Source organism: Allobosea sp. 67-29, assembly GCF_001898115.1.
Classification (GTDB): Bacteria; Pseudomonadota; Alphaproteobacteria; order Rhizobiales; family Beijerinckiaceae; genus Allobosea.
In genome coordinates this window covers 14295-26714 of record NZ_MKSQ01000014.1, presented here as the reverse complement: position 1 = coordinate 26714, position 12420 = coordinate 14295, and the positions used below count along the sequence as shown (strand labels likewise).

Below are 12420 nucleotides of genomic sequence, written 5' to 3'. Positions count from 1 at the left end.
TCAGGCCCCGAGCAGCTGCTGGGTCGCGACCGATGGCGCGCCGAGCCCGCCGGCGCGCTGCACGATCGTCGAGGCGATGCCGCGCGCCGCCTGGAGCTTCTTGAGCTTGCGATCGGCCGCCGCCCGCGCATCCTCGCTGTCCGCCGGCGTCAGCGAGGCGCGGTAGCTCGCCTCCTCCGCCTGCTTCTGCGAGAGCCGGGCGGTCTCGGCCGCCTGGGAGAGCGCCGCCTCGCTCTGCTGGTTGAGCAGCTCGATCTGCTTCGATGCGTCGGCGCGGCTCGCCTTGAGCTCGTCGTTGAGCCGCTGCTGCTCGGCCGCCGCCTGTTCCTGCTGCTGCTGGAGTTGCTGCGCCTGCCAGATCTGGTCGAGGCGCCGCTGCTTGCTGCTGAAAAGCCCGGAAAACCAGCCCATGTCAGGCCTCCTGTCGGATTGAAGGGTTGACCCACGCGCACTGCACGAAACTCTCCCCGCGCTTGCCGAGGCCGAGCAGGACCGCCTCCTCGACGAAGCCCAGGCGCTTGAGCCAGATCCGCGCCCTGGCATTGGTGGCGAGCGCCCGGCATTCGACCCGGCGGAAGGCGCGCGGCACGGCATCGCGCATCAGCCTGTCCCGGCAGAAGCCGTGCGCAGCCCGCGCGATCGACGCGAAGGCCGGGGTGGCGAACATGCAGGCCGTGGCGACGCCCGGCGCGATCTGCCAGAAGCCGACGAAGGCGATCGGTGCCCGACGATCGTCGAGCAGGGTGAGCGCCACCACGGCCTGATCGAGCCCGGCCGCGATCGCCGCGCCGTGCTCGGCCGGATCGTCGACGAAGCTGGTCGCCAGCATCTCGGCGCGATCCGCCGGGCGCAGATCCGCGCAGATCTCCAGGATCTCGGCGGGATGGGTGCGGCGCACGTACATTACTGCACCTTCCGGGCGAGCGGCCGCCAGCGCGCCGCCTTGCCGCCCGCGCCGCTGCGCTTGGCCTCGCGCTGGCGGACACGCTCCGTCTTGCGGATGCGAGCGGCTTCCGTGCCGCACTGCATCGCGCCGTACTCCGCCGCCTCCATGATGTGGCTGTCCGGGTTCTTGACGGCGCGGCCGCGCTCGGAGGTGCCCCGCGTGCGGTGATACTGGTAGGTGCCGGCGAGCGCGCGGCGGATCGTCGGGCAGTGCGTCGCGTCGACCTGGAGCTTGCGGCGGCCGTCCTTGATCTTCTCGCGGATCGGAGCGTGGCGGCTCTCCGGGTCGTTCGTCGCGGCGAGCTTCACCGCCAGCGTCGGCAGGCCCAGCGCCTTGGCGAGGCGCGCCCGCATCGAGCCGATCGTCAGATCCTCGCCCGCCTCCATCGCCGGATCGCACTGGAAGGCGAACTCGCAGCCGAGGAAGCGCGGCGAGCCCATGACCACCTTCATGCCCTCGGCCAGGTCGAACTCATCGCCGCGCGTGACGACGACTTCGGCGAGGATGTTCAGCGTCCCGTCCGGCAGCTCCTGCATGAAGGCCGCCGCCGGGGTTAGCCCGCCGTCGATCCCGACCAGGACCGGCAGCACCGGATAGGGCTTGAGCGGGAGCATCGAGACGTGCAGATCATCGTCGAAATCGGCGTAGATCACGTCCGTCTCGCGGTTGTAGCCGGGCTTGTGGTGGACCTTGATCTTGATCCACCAGGGCCGGTGCCGGTTCGCCTCGACCATGGCGGTGTAGTACGTCCGGCCGACCGCCTTGAGGTTCTCGGCGTTCGGATCGAGCCCGCCGGGCTGGCGGAAATGCTGGTAGCCCTCCGGCTTCTCCGGCCCCCAGAAATCGCGATAGACCCAGCTGTCGGGTTCCGGCGCGTTGGCATCGCCGAAGATCGCGCCATAGGGGATGCGCGGATCGTCCGGCAGGCCGATCTCGCCCCGGTTCGGGAAGCGGCCGACCGTGCGGCCGAGGTTGACGAAGAGATCCTCGCGCAGCGTCGGCATCTCGTTGAGGTAGGCGTCCGTTGCTTCCGTGCCGCCGAGGCTGTCGGGGTCCGCATCCTCGCCCCAGGCGAGGAAGTTGACCTCCATGTGGATCGGCCCCCAGCCGTCGTCGAAATCGAGCGTGTACTGGCCGGGACGCGGCGAGGAGCCGACCAGGTTGCCGACGCCCTTCTGCGGGTCGAGGATCTTGCACCAGCTCGGGACCGTGGTCTGCCAGATGTCCTTGTAGGTAGTCCGGTAGACGTTGAGCCGGTAGAAGCGTGGCGCGCCCTGGAGCCGCTTGCCGTTGTGCAGCATCGGCGGCTGGCGCATCGCCGCCCGCAGCGCCCGCTTGACCGCCGCCGTCGTCTTGCCCGAGCCGACCGGGCCGGAGATCAGATCCCGCGTGCCGCGCGACATGATGAAGGCGTCCGAGACCGGGCCGGCGCTGTCGAGCAGCAGAGCCGTGCCGTGGCTGTAGCTGCGGAGCATCTCGTCGAGCGTGCCGTAGCGGAGAACGGTCATTTGCCCTCCTCCGGCGTCACATCGACGATGTCGGGCTGCGGCTGGCCGCCGAACCACTCGGACCAGGGCTGAGCGCCGTTCGCCTGGCCGACCTGGCCGCCGATCGAGAGCGCGACGAGCGGGACCGTGCGGCCCTGATCATCGACCGGCTGCATGCGGGCCATGAAGTAGGGCGCGAGCTCCTTCAGAATGGCCTGCTGACGATCGAAGGCGGCGGCGACTGTGCAATTCAGCCGGCGCGCCAGCTCCTCCGGTTCGAGCATTGCCCATCGCGCCATGCGCTCCTGGGGCGTGCCCCCCAGGAGCCGGACGATCCAATCCTTGAGCTCCCGAGTGGCGAGGTTCTGCGCGCCCTTCGGCCGTCCCGCCTTGGCACTGCGCTCGACCTCCTGGGCGAGCCGGCCCTCATGGAAGAAATCCTTCTTCCCGGACGGGCTGGTGACATGTAGCCGCTGGCTCGCCGGCCGCTGCGTCGTCGCCAGCATGTCGAGCTGCTCACCTTCGGACGGCATCGCGTCCTGAGCCTGCGCCAGGAGGCCTGCTACCGCCCCGGCCGTTCCGTTGCGGTCAGCCATGCCGAACCTCCCCGGAACCCGGTTTTTCCAGGACGCCTGTCTTCGCCGCAAAAAATCCCGGTGCCCCGGAGCCCCTGGCCCCACCGCCCCACCGATCCGCGTTTTCGCCTCGCCGACCAGGGAAGCCCCCGGACGGGCCGGCAGGCGCAGCCAGGCGGGCGGCGGAAAGAGGGGCGGTCGCTTCCGGGGGGTGGGGTCCGGCCGAGGTGGGGGGGGTGGGGTCCGAAGGCGAGGCCACCCCCTCAATGGATGCGGCGTTTACGAGGATCGGGCGCCTAAGCGCTTGATATCGCTCGTTTTCGCTGGCGACTGGCGGCAAGATCGGCCCGAAATGGCCCGCCTGGACGCCCTCCAGGGCAAGGCCGCAGGCCTTCGCCCTGCCCTGCCCGAGCTCCGCGCGCGGCCGCGCCGGAGCCGCCGCACTCACACCAAACACCCCATTTCCGGCTGTCGCTGCCCTGCGAGGCCTCGCGACCCGCAAGCCCTTGAATATCCGAGGATATTTAATCGCCTGCGGCGCTGCGGAGCCGATCGAGCAGGAGCGAGCCGCAACACCCTGCGCCGCCGCGATCGCGAGGCGTTGCGGAGAGCGTTGCGGGTAAACCATTGATATATATATAGATTTATCATCTGCAACACTTGCAACACTTGCAACGGACCCGAGCCCGCGCGTAGATGCGCCTGCGCTCGCCCTCGCTCGCCCTCGCATGCACATACGTGAGGCGACCGGCTGTTGCAGGCGTTGCAGGTGTTGCGAGCGCGAAAAAGACAGCGATTGCAACGCGTTACGCTGCAACACCCCGCGCAACGCCCCCGCAACACCTGTCGGCCCGCACCCCGTAAGCGCGCGCGAAACAATCGCGTCGCCAAACAGGGTTGCAGGGAGGCAGGGGCGGCCAGACACGCGAGCGCGATCCATCGGTTGTGTGAACATTCACACGCGCATCTGATTTGCGCCGGGCTGTCAATAGGCCGGCTGACGCCTGGTCGCAGCTCCATCCACAGCTTTTCCACCGCGACAGCGTCTAAACCTCTGCGATATCAGCGGATTACGATTTATGTGAATTGCGTGTGAAAATTCACTTGCACTGATTTTAGCGCATGTGTAATAACTCTCCTCACGGCGTTGGCAGACGCCGCCCCTCAACCCGGAGAGAACCCATGACAGTCGTTTGCTTCCCGAAAGAGCCGGTCGCCCCGAAGGCCGAGCCCGTCGCCTATCTGCGCCTGGCGGAGACGAACAAGATCCTGCGCCAGCATCTCGCCAAGGCGTTTCCCGGCGTGAAATTCCGGGTCCGGGGCGAGAGCTACAGCGGCGGCAGCTCGACGCGGATCGACTGGGTCGACGGCCCGACGAAGGAGCAGGTCGAGCGGATCAGCAGCGCCTACAGCTCGCGCGGCTTCGACGGCATGATCGACATGGCCTACAGCAAGACCAGCTGGCTCCTGCCCGATGGCCGGATCGTCACCGGCTGGAGCGAAGGCACGGAAGGCTCGATGGGCGCGACGCCCGGCTATGTCGTGCCGAAGCCGCACCCGCAGGCGCGCGCGGTCCATTCCGGCATCGGCTACGTCTTCGCCCAGCGCGAGATCAGCGAGGCCTTCGCCGCCGGCTGCCTCGCCGCCTACCAGCGCCAGACCGGCCGCGATCGCTGCGACATCCTGAACAAGCTGCGGCTCTGGCCGGATGAGGAGATCACCGGCGAGCGCCTGGCGCAGCTGATCCCGGCCCCGAGGGCGCGCTCATGAGCCCCGCCGTCGACGAGACCAGGACGGAGCGCCGCGACGCGCTCCCCTCCCCGAGCCTGCGACTAGACGCGGCGATCAGGAAGGCCGAGGAGCGGCGCAAGGCCAAGCGCCCGCCGCAGGACTTCGACACCTCGGCGTTGCCGCTGTTCGGCGACCAGCGCCACCAACTGGAGCTGTTCTGATGCCGGACATGGCCCGCTGGTCACTCAGTTGGAGAAACCCGCACACCGAGCCGCCGGGACCTCGCGTCCTGGCGGCTGTCCTCGTCGAGCGCGGGCAGCCCTGCCCGGCCGAGGTCATGGCGAAATGGTCGCCCGGTTGTGGCTACGCCATTGGCTGGGAATTGGTGACGCAACGGCCTATCCGCCGTTGGAGCACCGAGGCGAAGGGGAAGGCGCGCCGTCGCAACCTGCGCGCCCGCCTGGAAAAGCGCTTCCCGCTCTTCGCCGAGCAGTGGATCGCAGCTGAACTGGAACGCAGGCCGAGCTACTACGCCGGCGGCGAGGAAGACGCCCGGCCGCTGGCAGGCGGCCGGGCATGACATCGTCAGGCGAACCCGGAGAGGCGACGCCGGCGACATCGAGGAGGGTGTAGCAGATGCAGGGCATTTTTCTAGGCGACCGTCGCATCGGCACGGTCGCGAAGTTCGTCGGCAACCGGCCGGGCGAGCGCTGGGTGGCCTGGTCGATCCATCGCCCGGCCGGCGCGCCTCCGCATGCGGAAGGCGAACAGCGGCGCTTTCCGCGCCAGCGCGAGGCTATGGCCTGGTTGCGGGCGCGCGACGAGCAGGAGCAACGCTGATGGCCCGCCCGCTGAAATACGATGCCGCCATGCCGCGCGATCGCGCCACCATGGCGCGCCTGGCGCGGGCCGAGCTCAAGGCGCGCGGCGGCCGGCTGCTCTCGATCCAGCTGGAGCGCGAGGCCCTGGCGGACCTGGAGGCGATCCGCCGGCCAGGCGAGAGCGACGCGGCCGCGATCGCGCGCGCCCTGCGTCGGGTCCAGGGCTTGGACTTCTAGGGCTTCATCTCGCCCTTGCGGATCATCACGCGGCGGACCAGGACCGCCGTCGTGGCGCGCGCCAGGAAGGTGCTGCGCATGTCGAGATGCGCCTGTGTCCGCTCTTGCTCGTTGCCCGGCTTCGCATAGGCGACCAGCTTGCGCTCGGCCGTCATGCAGGAAAAGCTGACGGCCCCGGCGATCGTCTCCGCATCCGATGACATGTCGTCGAGATCGGCCGCGCTGCGTCGGTAGCACTCGTCGACAGCCGTCCAGTCCGGCGCTTGTGCCCAGGCCGCTCCGGCCGCCATCATCACCCCCGCCACGATCGCCGCTCGCATCATCGCCCTGCCCTCCCGCGCGCGAGGATGGCGCGGGCGGTGGAGCGCGTCCAGTCGGCGCTTGACCTTGCCCCCGACTCTGTTCCTATGTTCTGCCCTCGTTCCTATGGAGGTTGAGCATGGGCGTGATCCTGAAGGAGCCGCTCGACATCGTCGTCGAGGTCGAGGACATGGAATTGCCGCATCGGCACCGGCAGGCGGTCGAGGTCGCGCGCTGCGCTGCGCTGATGATCGGCTTCGCCGCCTTCGACGCGGCTGTCGAGCGTCACCCGCGCGATCGCGTGCGGCTGCGCCAGGGCATCATGACGATTCGGGACACCCATCGCGACGCGCGCGAGGATCTGGCTGGTCGCTAGGCTTCAGCCGACGCAGCGCATTCCCGCTGGTGATCATGGTGAAGCCGTCCGCGAAGACGACGCGGACGGAGTTCATCTTGCCGCGTGCCGTCACCTTGCAGGGCTGACCTTTCCGGCCGCAGCGGTCGAAGCGGTAGAGATATGGAAAGGCCTCAAGCACGCGCCACCCTGGCCAATTCGCGCAGGGTCTCGGCCAGATCATTCGGGCAATACGTGCCTTTCTCGGAGACGGTGCAGCCGGACGCGCCGGTATCCCATTCGGACCAGACGTGTTCGCAACCTGAACCGGCGCAGTCGATCTCGCCGGCGATCTCCTCCATGAAATCGGGATTGATGAAGAGGTCGCGGTGATTGAGCGCCTGCTCGATCGCAGCGAGCCGCCGCGCGTTCCGATGGCAGTTCCAGAGCCGGCCGAGCCACTGGCGCGCCGGCCGCAGGCGCAGCGAGATCTGCCAGCGCCAGTACCAGAAGCGGTATCCGATGCGGTTTCGGAGATCCCTCATGCCAGCGCCGCCTTGATCGTCTCGATCGAGACGGCGAGCTGGCGCGCGATCGCGGCCGGGCTGTTGCCGGCCGCCTTCATGGCCCGGATGGCGCGCAGCTGCGAGGCGCTCGACGGCTGCGCCCAGGCCGGCTCCTCAGCCGGCTGCGCCTCCCGCTTGAGGATCTCGCTGGCCTGGTTGACGACGACGAGCTGGCCCTTGGCCGCCTCGCGCATCTTGCGGATCTCGTCGGCCTGGTCGAGCAACATGCGGTCCTTGCCGGCGATGACGCCTTCCATGCGCTTGACCTGGTCCATCGCTTCTTTGGCCGCTGCCTTGGCCGTGTCCCGATCCTTGCCGATCTCGATGGCGAGATCCTGAGCCTTCACGAGCTGGTCGAGAGCGCGATCGCGGCCGGCGAATTGCTCCTCGTAGCGCGCTTCCATCCGCGCCAGCTGCGCCCGCGCCTCGGCGAGCTGCTGCTGGAGATCCTCCTCCAGGGCATCGGCCATCGCGCCGGCGGCCGCGACCTGCTGGGCCGCGCTCTTGCCCATGCAGCGGGCGGCGTAGGCTTCGTCAAACAGCTCCTGCGCCATGCGCTGGGGCGTCTTGCCGAGCTGCCGGCCCATCTTGATGAGCTTGGAGAACACGGCGTTGGTGAGGGAGAGCGAGACGCCCCGGCGCATCTCCTCCTCAACGGGGTGGCGGCTCATTCCCCTTCCTCCTCGCTTGGCGGGTCCGCCAGACGCTTCTCCAGATAGTCCAGGAGATCGTCCTTGCTGCCGCAGGCGAAGACAGGCACGCGCTCCATGCCGGCATGCCGACTTTCGTGCGAAGTATCGAAGACCATGTAGCCGCCATCCCGCAGGCTGACGATCTCGGCCGAGTTGATCGGGGTGCCCCTCATGTCCGGCCGTCCCGGCGGTCCAGCCGCTCGATCTCGGCGATGATCATGGCCGCGACATCGACCAGCCCATCGCGCGAATTGGGATGACGGTCAGCGACGACGGCGTGGAGGCGGATCGAAGCGCCCCAATGCGGATCGCGAAGGATCTCGCCGCGATCGTGCTTGTCGTCATGCTCGGGAGTGTAGCCGAGAGCAACCTGCTCCCGTCGCCGATCGAGCACATCCGTAACCGCCGCAGAAAGCTCCGGCTTCGCATACTCGATCGGCCCCGGCTGCATGTGATCCGCCGCCGCCTTCGCCTCGGCCGCCGTGGCAGCCACGAACAGGGTTTTCTGTTTCATGGCCTGGCCCCCGGATTGCGAACCTTCATCTGGTCGAGGTCGCCCGCCTGCGCGCGGCCGATGATGGTGCAGGCTTCTACGCCGAGCAGGCTGAGCGTGGCCTGGGCGAGCTGGGGGTGGCCGCCCTGGTTGAAGACGATGATGCCGAGCACCTGGCCGAGGCAGCGCGGAAGAACCTCCAGCAGCACCGCAGGGTCCGTTCCGCGCGCAAGCTCGTCGGCATACCAGGCGTTGAGCGGCTGAGTGACAGCTAGGCCGAAACGGGCCGCGCATCGCATCCGCGCGTCCTGCGAGCCGAGCATGCCTTCCAGCTCGGTGTTCGAGGCTGCGATCTTGTCCTGCCAATCCTGTCGCATGGCCGCCCCCTAGTGCTTGTACAGTCGGCTGCCGGCGAGCTTCTCGCTCTCGACGGCGAACTCGACGAGGTTTGCGGCGATGGCGCGCGCCACGCTGGCGTCGACCGGCAGCGCGACGAATTGCAGCCCTCTCCGGTCATGCCCGCCGATGTGTATGCGCCCGCAGCAGGGGCACATGTTGATGCTGACGGCGTTGGACATCAGCACGTCGCCGAGATCGGGCGAACGCCCGACCTGCGACAGATCCGTGGTGAAGCCGCTGTGTTCCGTGCTGACGGGTTCGGCCTTGAATGCCATCGGCTCAGCCCTCCACTACGTCATAGGTTGCGGCGAAGATCTCCGGCTTGCAGGGATAGAGCTCCCCCTTGACACCTTGAATGATCCAATCGCCGAGCGAGGCGCGATGCGTGCCTTCGAGCGTTTCGATCGTGAGGTAGGGATCGGCCCCGCCCTGGTAGAACACAGCGCCGTCGAGGAACGCCGCCTTCAGCCAATCCGGCTGGGTTGCAGCGTCTTTCATCAGCGTGAATTGCCACGCCTCGATCTCGACTGGCTTCTTGCGAAAGCGCCCCATCTCACTCCTCCTCCATGCGCAGGAAGATCTTGGCCGGCAGGGACCATCCCCGGCCGATCCCGAGCTTCCTGGTGTTGATCTTCTTGCCGAGCGGCTGGCCGTCCGGGCCGCGCGCGGTGCACAGCCGCTGCATGGCCTGCTGCCAGCCGGAGAGCGCCGCGCCGGGCTTGGTGCCCCAGGGCGAGCCGTCGAGCAGGTGCGCCAGGCCGGCGCTCTGGTTGGGCAGCGTCACCGTGGCCTCGTCGCGGAAGCCCTCGACGAAGACGCCATGGGCATGAAGCGCGGCGGCGTAACTCGCCGGCGTCGCGCCTTCGCCCTGGAGATCGACCAGCCCGGCCGCGCCGGCGACGAGCGCGCCGATCGTCATCTGGTTGCCGCCCCGGAAGGCGACGACGGTCTTGGTGATCAGCCAGTTGAGGAACTGCTGCGAGGTGGTTTCGTCCTTCGGCTGGTTGCGCTTGTCGAAGGGCGCGCAGCACAGCGCGATGTCGTCGCTCTGGATCTCGTCGAAGCGCACCATGTCGGCCATGGCCAAGAGCCCGCCGAGCTGCTCGCCGCCGCGCGCATCGTGGCCGAGCTCGCCAAGCGCGATGGCGTAGCTGTCGAGCGTGGCTTCCCAGCGCTCCCAGTTGTCGAGCAGGCGGGCGAGCAGCATCGTGCCGAAGGCGGCCCAGCGCGCCGTCTCGATCTTCGGCTTTTGCGAGCCCTTCGGCAGCGGCGCGAGCGGCAGGATGGTGATGCGCGTCAGGTCCTGGCCGAACAGCGGCGGAATGACGATCGAGGAGAGCAGGAAGGAGGAGCGGGCCGTGAAGCCGCGCCATTTCTTCGGGTCGCTCGATCCGCGCAGGATGTTGCCGCCCGAGGAGGACTGGCGCACGAGCTCGACCATGCCTTTCATCTTCTGGCTGTTGGGGTCGGCCTCGGCCTCGTCGATGCCGGCGGCGCGGCTGGAATAGCCGACGCTCTGGTAGATGCCGGCGGCCGTGGCGTCCGATGACGTGACCAGCCGCGCGCCCATGATCGCGGCGACGAGCTTCTGCAGGGTGGATTTGCCGGCCGCCGCCTCGCCCGTCAGCCAGATCATCGGCCGCCAGTCGAGCGCGCCGCCGACCAGCGCCGAGCAGATCCAGCCCAGGACCAGGATGGAGGAGAGCTTGTGCTCGGTGCCGTGGAAGTTCACCCGCTCGCCGGTCTCGGCGTTGACCTCGAACTCGGCCGCCCAGTTCCAGCTGTCCAGGATGGTGAGCAGCGCCTTGAGCTCGGCGAAGAAGCGCTTCCGTTCGGCATCGGCTTCCATATCGTCCTCCGACCAGGGGAAAGGTTTCGCCAGCGCCGCCGCGCCGGGATAGACGAAGTCGCCGACGAAGCCGGGCTTCTGCCAGCTCGCGCCGTCGAAGATCTGGTCGCCGCAATGCAGGATCAGCTGGCCGGAGGGGCTGTGCCAGGCGCCGACGCCGCGCAGCTTCTCGGCCGGGTCGAAGGGGCCGCGCCGGCCGCAGGCCTGGATCAGGCTGTCCGATGCCTTGGCCGCGTCCCAATTGGTCTGTTCGCCGGTGTTTTCCTTGAACTTCGGGAAATTGCCCCACAGCCACGGCACGTCCGGCGAGAACAGCTTGCGCAGCCCTTCGGCCGCGTGGCTTTCCAGCGGCAGGAACTGGCCGTTCGGCGTCAGGTAGAAGCAGACCTCGCCGTCGATGCCGAGCGGCGTCACCGGGCAGTCCTTCGGCAGCGCCTTGACCGGGTTCTTTTTCAGCTTCCACTTCGGCGGCTCGTCGCCTTCGTCCGGCTGCGGCCCGGCCGGCGGGCGCTGGCCGCCGTCGCCATCGCCGCCGGCGGCCGGCGGCGGCGGGGGCGGCGGATAGATCAGGTCCTCGACCTGGTCGGCGGTCCAGCTCGTCTTGCAGGATCGGCCCATGGCCAGGGCGAGCTTCATCCCGCCGCGCTTGAACGCATCCTTGATCGCCCTGGCGTCGTCTTCCAGCTCGGCCTGTTCCAGCTCCGCCTTGCGGCGGGCCTCGGCCTGGGCGGCGGCGTCTTGCTCCTGCTGGCGGGCGGCCTGCTCGGCCGCCGCGAAGGCATCGGCCATCGGCGCGAGATGCGGGGCGAGCGGCTGGAGCGGGGTCGGCTCGCTCATAGGCCGAGCCCTTCCGCCGGTTCGAGGCTGGGCTGGCAAGCCGCCAGCAGCCGCCGCAGCTCGGCGTCATATTCCCACACCGGGACGATGCCGACGCCCTCGACCATGGCGAGGATCGCATGGGCGGCCTTCTGGCATCGGCAGTCCGGCGCGAGAGCGGCCTCGCAGAAGCCGTCCGTCCATTTCACGCCGCAGAGATAGCGGGCGATCTCACGCTGTGCCCGCGCGCGATGCTTCGCCCGCATGGCGGCGGGCATCATCGTCAGCGCGGGCTGAGGCAGGCCTGTCATGCGGCAGGCCTCGGCATCTCGTCATGAGTGCGGCCATCGAGGAGCCGGCCGGCGCGCTTCTTGCCGATGCGGAACACACCGAAGTAGCCGCCTGGCCGTTCGGCCTGCCAGTTCACCCCGCCGCGAGGCGTAGTGCGGATCGAACCTTCCTCGTCTTCGAGATCTACCGTATGCGGAGCCCACTCGCCCCACTGCTTGAAGAAGAAGGCGACGCCCTGGGCCGCGCACTGGTCGCGCAGCGAGCGCACCCAGGCGGGGTGCATTGGACGAGCCTCCGGCCCGCTCTCGCCACCGACGATGACCAGGTGGATGCCGGTAAGGTCGAGCTCGCCGAGATCCTCCAGCAACGGCTCGATCGAGAGGAAGCGCACCGCCGCCGGCACGGCGCGCAGATGCTCCAGGTTGGGCAGGCGCTTGCGGTCCTCGATCGTCGTGCCGAGCCAGACATTGGGCCAGCCATCGCCCCACTCGGGCGCGCCGATCGCCGGCCCCGGCAGGAAGCGCGCATAGTTCTGCGGCCGCTTCGACAACAGCATCCAGTCGAGCCAGGGGCACATGCTGATGCAGTGCCAGGCGTCATCGCGCCAGCGGCCCGGAACCTGGTTGTCGGCGAAGTCCATCAGCGAGCCGCAGAACACCCGCCGCCGCTCGCCGGCCTCGGCCGCCTCGCGGTTCCACTTGAAGGGCTGATGCCGGGTCTGCGCCGAGGTCTGCCGGCGCTCGCCCTGCCAGAGATGCTCCTGGCCGTAGCGCTTGGCCCAATCGGCGGCATAGCAATGGTCGCAGGCCGGCGAGATCCGCGTGCAGCCGATCCACGGATTAAAGGTGTGGTGCGCCCACTCGATCTTGGTATCCGCGCCCAT

General features: G+C 68.7%; 21 protein-coding genes. 6 read left to right on the top strand and 15 right to left on the bottom strand.

Annotation, left to right across the window (positions count from 1 at the left end; all coding sequences use genetic code 11):
- The 4 genes from BGO20_RS11415 to BGO20_RS11400 are packed head-to-tail and all read right to left on the bottom strand — an operon-like array spanning position 1 to position 3029.
- Entirely contained in the window at positions 1–411 is a 411-nt protein-coding gene (locus BGO20_RS11415) for a hypothetical protein (RefSeq protein ID WP_291663904.1), read from the bottom strand.
- A 1-nt stretch (position 412) separates the two neighbouring features.
- Positions 413–904, bottom strand: coding sequence for a GNAT family N-acetyltransferase (locus BGO20_RS11410; RefSeq protein ID WP_291663905.1), 492 nt, complete (start codon positions 902–904; stop codon positions 413–415).
- On the bottom strand, positions 904–2454 hold the full coding sequence (locus tag BGO20_RS11405) for a cell division protein FtsQ/DivIB (RefSeq protein WP_291663906.1): 1551 nt from the start codon (positions 2452–2454) through the stop codon (positions 904–906). Before BGO20_RS11405 ends, BGO20_RS11410 begins: the two co-directional genes overlap by 1 nt.
- A complete protein-coding gene (locus tag BGO20_RS11400; protein ID WP_291663907.1) occupies positions 2451–3029 on the bottom strand; it encodes a hypothetical protein in 579 nt (192 codons plus the stop codon). The genes BGO20_RS11405 and BGO20_RS11400 overlap by 4 nt, the downstream gene beginning before the upstream one ends.
- A 1161-nt stretch (positions 3030–4190) precedes the next feature.
- Between BGO20_RS11400 and BGO20_RS11395 the strand changes: the two genes are divergently transcribed.
- The 5 genes from BGO20_RS11395 to BGO20_RS11375 are packed head-to-tail and all read left to right on the top strand — an operon-like array spanning position 4191 to position 5797.
- The gene (locus tag BGO20_RS11395; protein ID WP_291663908.1) at positions 4191–4778 is read left to right on the top strand and encodes an LPD29 domain-containing protein; all 588 of its coding nucleotides are present in this window, start codon (positions 4191–4193) and stop codon (positions 4776–4778) included.
- Positions 4775–4960 carry a hypothetical protein gene (locus tag BGO20_RS11390; protein WP_291663909.1) on the top strand — a complete coding sequence of 62 codons (186 nt, stop codon included), beginning with the start codon at positions 4775–4777 and terminating at the stop codon, positions 4958–4960. The genes BGO20_RS11395 and BGO20_RS11390 overlap by 4 nt, the downstream gene beginning before the upstream one ends.
- The gene (locus BGO20_RS11385; RefSeq protein WP_291663910.1) at positions 4960–5319 is read left to right on the top strand and encodes a theronine dehydrogenase; all 360 of its coding nucleotides are present in this window, start codon (positions 4960–4962) and stop codon (positions 5317–5319) included. Before BGO20_RS11390 ends, BGO20_RS11385 begins: the two co-directional genes overlap by 1 nt.
- A gap of 56 nt (positions 5320–5375) precedes the next feature.
- Positions 5376–5579 (top strand): hypothetical protein, encoded by a 204-nt coding sequence (locus BGO20_RS11380; protein ID WP_291663911.1) that lies wholly within the window; start codon positions 5376–5378, stop codon positions 5577–5579.
- Positions 5579–5797: a hypothetical protein gene (locus BGO20_RS11375; RefSeq protein ID WP_291663912.1), complete on the top strand. Its 219-nt coding sequence runs from the start codon at positions 5579–5581 to the stop codon at positions 5795–5797. Before BGO20_RS11380 ends, BGO20_RS11375 begins: the two co-directional genes overlap by 1 nt.
- Here BGO20_RS11375 and BGO20_RS11370 read toward each other — a convergent pair.
- Positions 5794–6120 (bottom strand): hypothetical protein, encoded by a 327-nt coding sequence (locus tag BGO20_RS11370; protein ID WP_291663913.1) that lies wholly within the window; start codon positions 6118–6120, stop codon positions 5794–5796. The two genes, BGO20_RS11375 and BGO20_RS11370, sit on opposite strands and share 4 nt — an antisense overlap.
- 116 nt (positions 6121–6236) lie before the next feature.
- Between BGO20_RS11370 and BGO20_RS11365 the strand changes: the two genes are divergently transcribed.
- Complete coding sequence (locus BGO20_RS11365; RefSeq protein WP_291663914.1) at positions 6237–6473, top strand: hypothetical protein; 237 nt, start codon at positions 6237–6239, stop codon at positions 6471–6473.
- Positions 6474–6625: 152 nt separating this feature from the next.
- Here BGO20_RS11365 and BGO20_RS11360 read toward each other — a convergent pair whose 3' ends face one another.
- The 10 genes from BGO20_RS11360 to BGO20_RS11315 are packed head-to-tail and all read right to left on the bottom strand — an operon-like array spanning position 6626 to position 12420.
- On the bottom strand, positions 6626–6976 hold the full coding sequence (locus BGO20_RS11360) for a hypothetical protein (RefSeq protein ID WP_291663915.1): 351 nt from the start codon (positions 6974–6976) through the stop codon (positions 6626–6628).
- Positions 6973–7668 (bottom strand): helix-turn-helix domain-containing protein, encoded by a 696-nt coding sequence (locus BGO20_RS11355; RefSeq protein ID WP_291663916.1) that lies wholly within the window; start codon positions 7666–7668, stop codon positions 6973–6975. The genes BGO20_RS11360 and BGO20_RS11355 overlap by 4 nt, the downstream gene beginning before the upstream one ends.
- Positions 7665–7862: a hypothetical protein gene (locus BGO20_RS11350; RefSeq protein WP_291663917.1), complete on the bottom strand. Its 198-nt coding sequence runs from the start codon at positions 7860–7862 to the stop codon at positions 7665–7667. The genes BGO20_RS11355 and BGO20_RS11350 overlap by 4 nt, the downstream gene beginning before the upstream one ends.
- Positions 7859–8203: a hypothetical protein gene (locus BGO20_RS11345; protein ID WP_291663918.1), complete on the bottom strand. Its 345-nt coding sequence runs from the start codon at positions 8201–8203 to the stop codon at positions 7859–7861. Before BGO20_RS11345 ends, BGO20_RS11350 begins: the two co-directional genes overlap by 4 nt.
- Complete coding sequence (locus BGO20_RS11340) at positions 8200–8559, bottom strand: hypothetical protein (RefSeq protein ID WP_291663919.1); 360 nt, start codon at positions 8557–8559, stop codon at positions 8200–8202. Before BGO20_RS11340 ends, BGO20_RS11345 begins: the two co-directional genes overlap by 4 nt.
- 9 nt (positions 8560–8568) lie before the next feature.
- Positions 8569–8856 (bottom strand): hypothetical protein, encoded by a 288-nt coding sequence (locus BGO20_RS11335; protein ID WP_291663920.1) that lies wholly within the window; start codon positions 8854–8856, stop codon positions 8569–8571.
- 4 nt (positions 8857–8860) lie between these two features.
- Entirely contained in the window at positions 8861–9133 is a 273-nt protein-coding gene (locus tag BGO20_RS11330; RefSeq protein ID WP_291663921.1) for a hypothetical protein, read from the bottom strand.
- Position 9134: 1 nt separating this feature from the next.
- On the bottom strand, positions 9135–11267 hold the full coding sequence (locus BGO20_RS11325; RefSeq protein ID WP_291663922.1) for a hypothetical protein: 2133 nt from the start codon (positions 11265–11267) through the stop codon (positions 9135–9137).
- Positions 11264–11557: a hypothetical protein gene (locus BGO20_RS11320; RefSeq protein ID WP_291663923.1), complete on the bottom strand. Its 294-nt coding sequence runs from the start codon at positions 11555–11557 to the stop codon at positions 11264–11266. Before BGO20_RS11320 ends, BGO20_RS11325 begins: the two co-directional genes overlap by 4 nt.
- Positions 11554–12420, bottom strand: coding sequence for a phage Gp37/Gp68 family protein (locus BGO20_RS11315; RefSeq protein WP_291663924.1), 867 nt, complete (start codon positions 12418–12420; stop codon positions 11554–11556). The genes BGO20_RS11320 and BGO20_RS11315 overlap by 4 nt, the downstream gene beginning before the upstream one ends.

Coding starts and splice junctions, on each gene's coding strand:
- BGO20_RS11415 (WP_291663904.1), bottom strand. CDS start 411: ATGGGCTGGTTTTCCGGGCTTTTCAGCAGCAAGCAGCGGCGCCTCGAC.
- BGO20_RS11410 (WP_291663905.1), bottom strand. CDS start 904: ATGTACGTGCGCCGCACCCATCCCGCCGAGATCCTGGAGATCTGCGCG.
- BGO20_RS11405 (WP_291663906.1), bottom strand. CDS start 2,454: ATGACCGTTCTCCGCTACGGCACGCTCGACGAGATGCTCCGCAGCTAC.
- BGO20_RS11400 (WP_291663907.1), bottom strand. CDS start 3,029: ATGGCTGACCGCAACGGAACGGCCGGGGCGGTAGCAGGCCTCCTGGCG.
- BGO20_RS11395 (WP_291663908.1), top strand. CDS start 4,191: ATGACAGTCGTTTGCTTCCCGAAAGAGCCGGTCGCCCCGAAGGCCGAG.
- BGO20_RS11390 (WP_291663909.1), top strand. CDS start 4,775: ATGAGCCCCGCCGTCGACGAGACCAGGACGGAGCGCCGCGACGCGCTC.
- BGO20_RS11385 (WP_291663910.1), top strand. CDS start 4,960: ATGCCGGACATGGCCCGCTGGTCACTCAGTTGGAGAAACCCGCACACC.
- BGO20_RS11380 (WP_291663911.1), top strand. CDS start 5,376: ATGCAGGGCATTTTTCTAGGCGACCGTCGCATCGGCACGGTCGCGAAG.
- BGO20_RS11375 (WP_291663912.1), top strand. CDS start 5,579: ATGGCCCGCCCGCTGAAATACGATGCCGCCATGCCGCGCGATCGCGCC.
- BGO20_RS11370 (WP_291663913.1), bottom strand. CDS start 6,120: ATGATGCGAGCGGCGATCGTGGCGGGGGTGATGATGGCGGCCGGAGCG.
- BGO20_RS11365 (WP_291663914.1), top strand. CDS start 6,237: ATGGGCGTGATCCTGAAGGAGCCGCTCGACATCGTCGTCGAGGTCGAG.
- BGO20_RS11360 (WP_291663915.1), bottom strand. CDS start 6,976: ATGAGGGATCTCCGAAACCGCATCGGATACCGCTTCTGGTACTGGCGC.
- BGO20_RS11355 (WP_291663916.1), bottom strand. CDS start 7,668: ATGAGCCGCCACCCCGTTGAGGAGGAGATGCGCCGGGGCGTCTCGCTC.
- BGO20_RS11350 (WP_291663917.1), bottom strand. CDS start 7,862: ATGAGGGGCACCCCGATCAACTCGGCCGAGATCGTCAGCCTGCGGGAT.
- BGO20_RS11345 (WP_291663918.1), bottom strand. CDS start 8,203: ATGAAACAGAAAACCCTGTTCGTGGCTGCCACGGCGGCCGAGGCGAAG.
- BGO20_RS11340 (WP_291663919.1), bottom strand. CDS start 8,559: ATGCGACAGGATTGGCAGGACAAGATCGCAGCCTCGAACACCGAGCTG.
- BGO20_RS11335 (WP_291663920.1), bottom strand. CDS start 8,856: ATGGCATTCAAGGCCGAACCCGTCAGCACGGAACACAGCGGCTTCACC.
- BGO20_RS11330 (WP_291663921.1), bottom strand. CDS start 9,133: ATGGGGCGCTTTCGCAAGAAGCCAGTCGAGATCGAGGCGTGGCAATTC.
- BGO20_RS11325 (WP_291663922.1), bottom strand. CDS start 11,267: ATGAGCGAGCCGACCCCGCTCCAGCCGCTCGCCCCGCATCTCGCGCCG.
- BGO20_RS11320 (WP_291663923.1), bottom strand. CDS start 11,557: ATGACAGGCCTGCCTCAGCCCGCGCTGACGATGATGCCCGCCGCCATG.
- BGO20_RS11315 (WP_291663924.1), bottom strand. CDS start 12,420: ATGGGCGCGGATACCAAGATCGAGTGGGCGCACCACACCTTTAATCCG.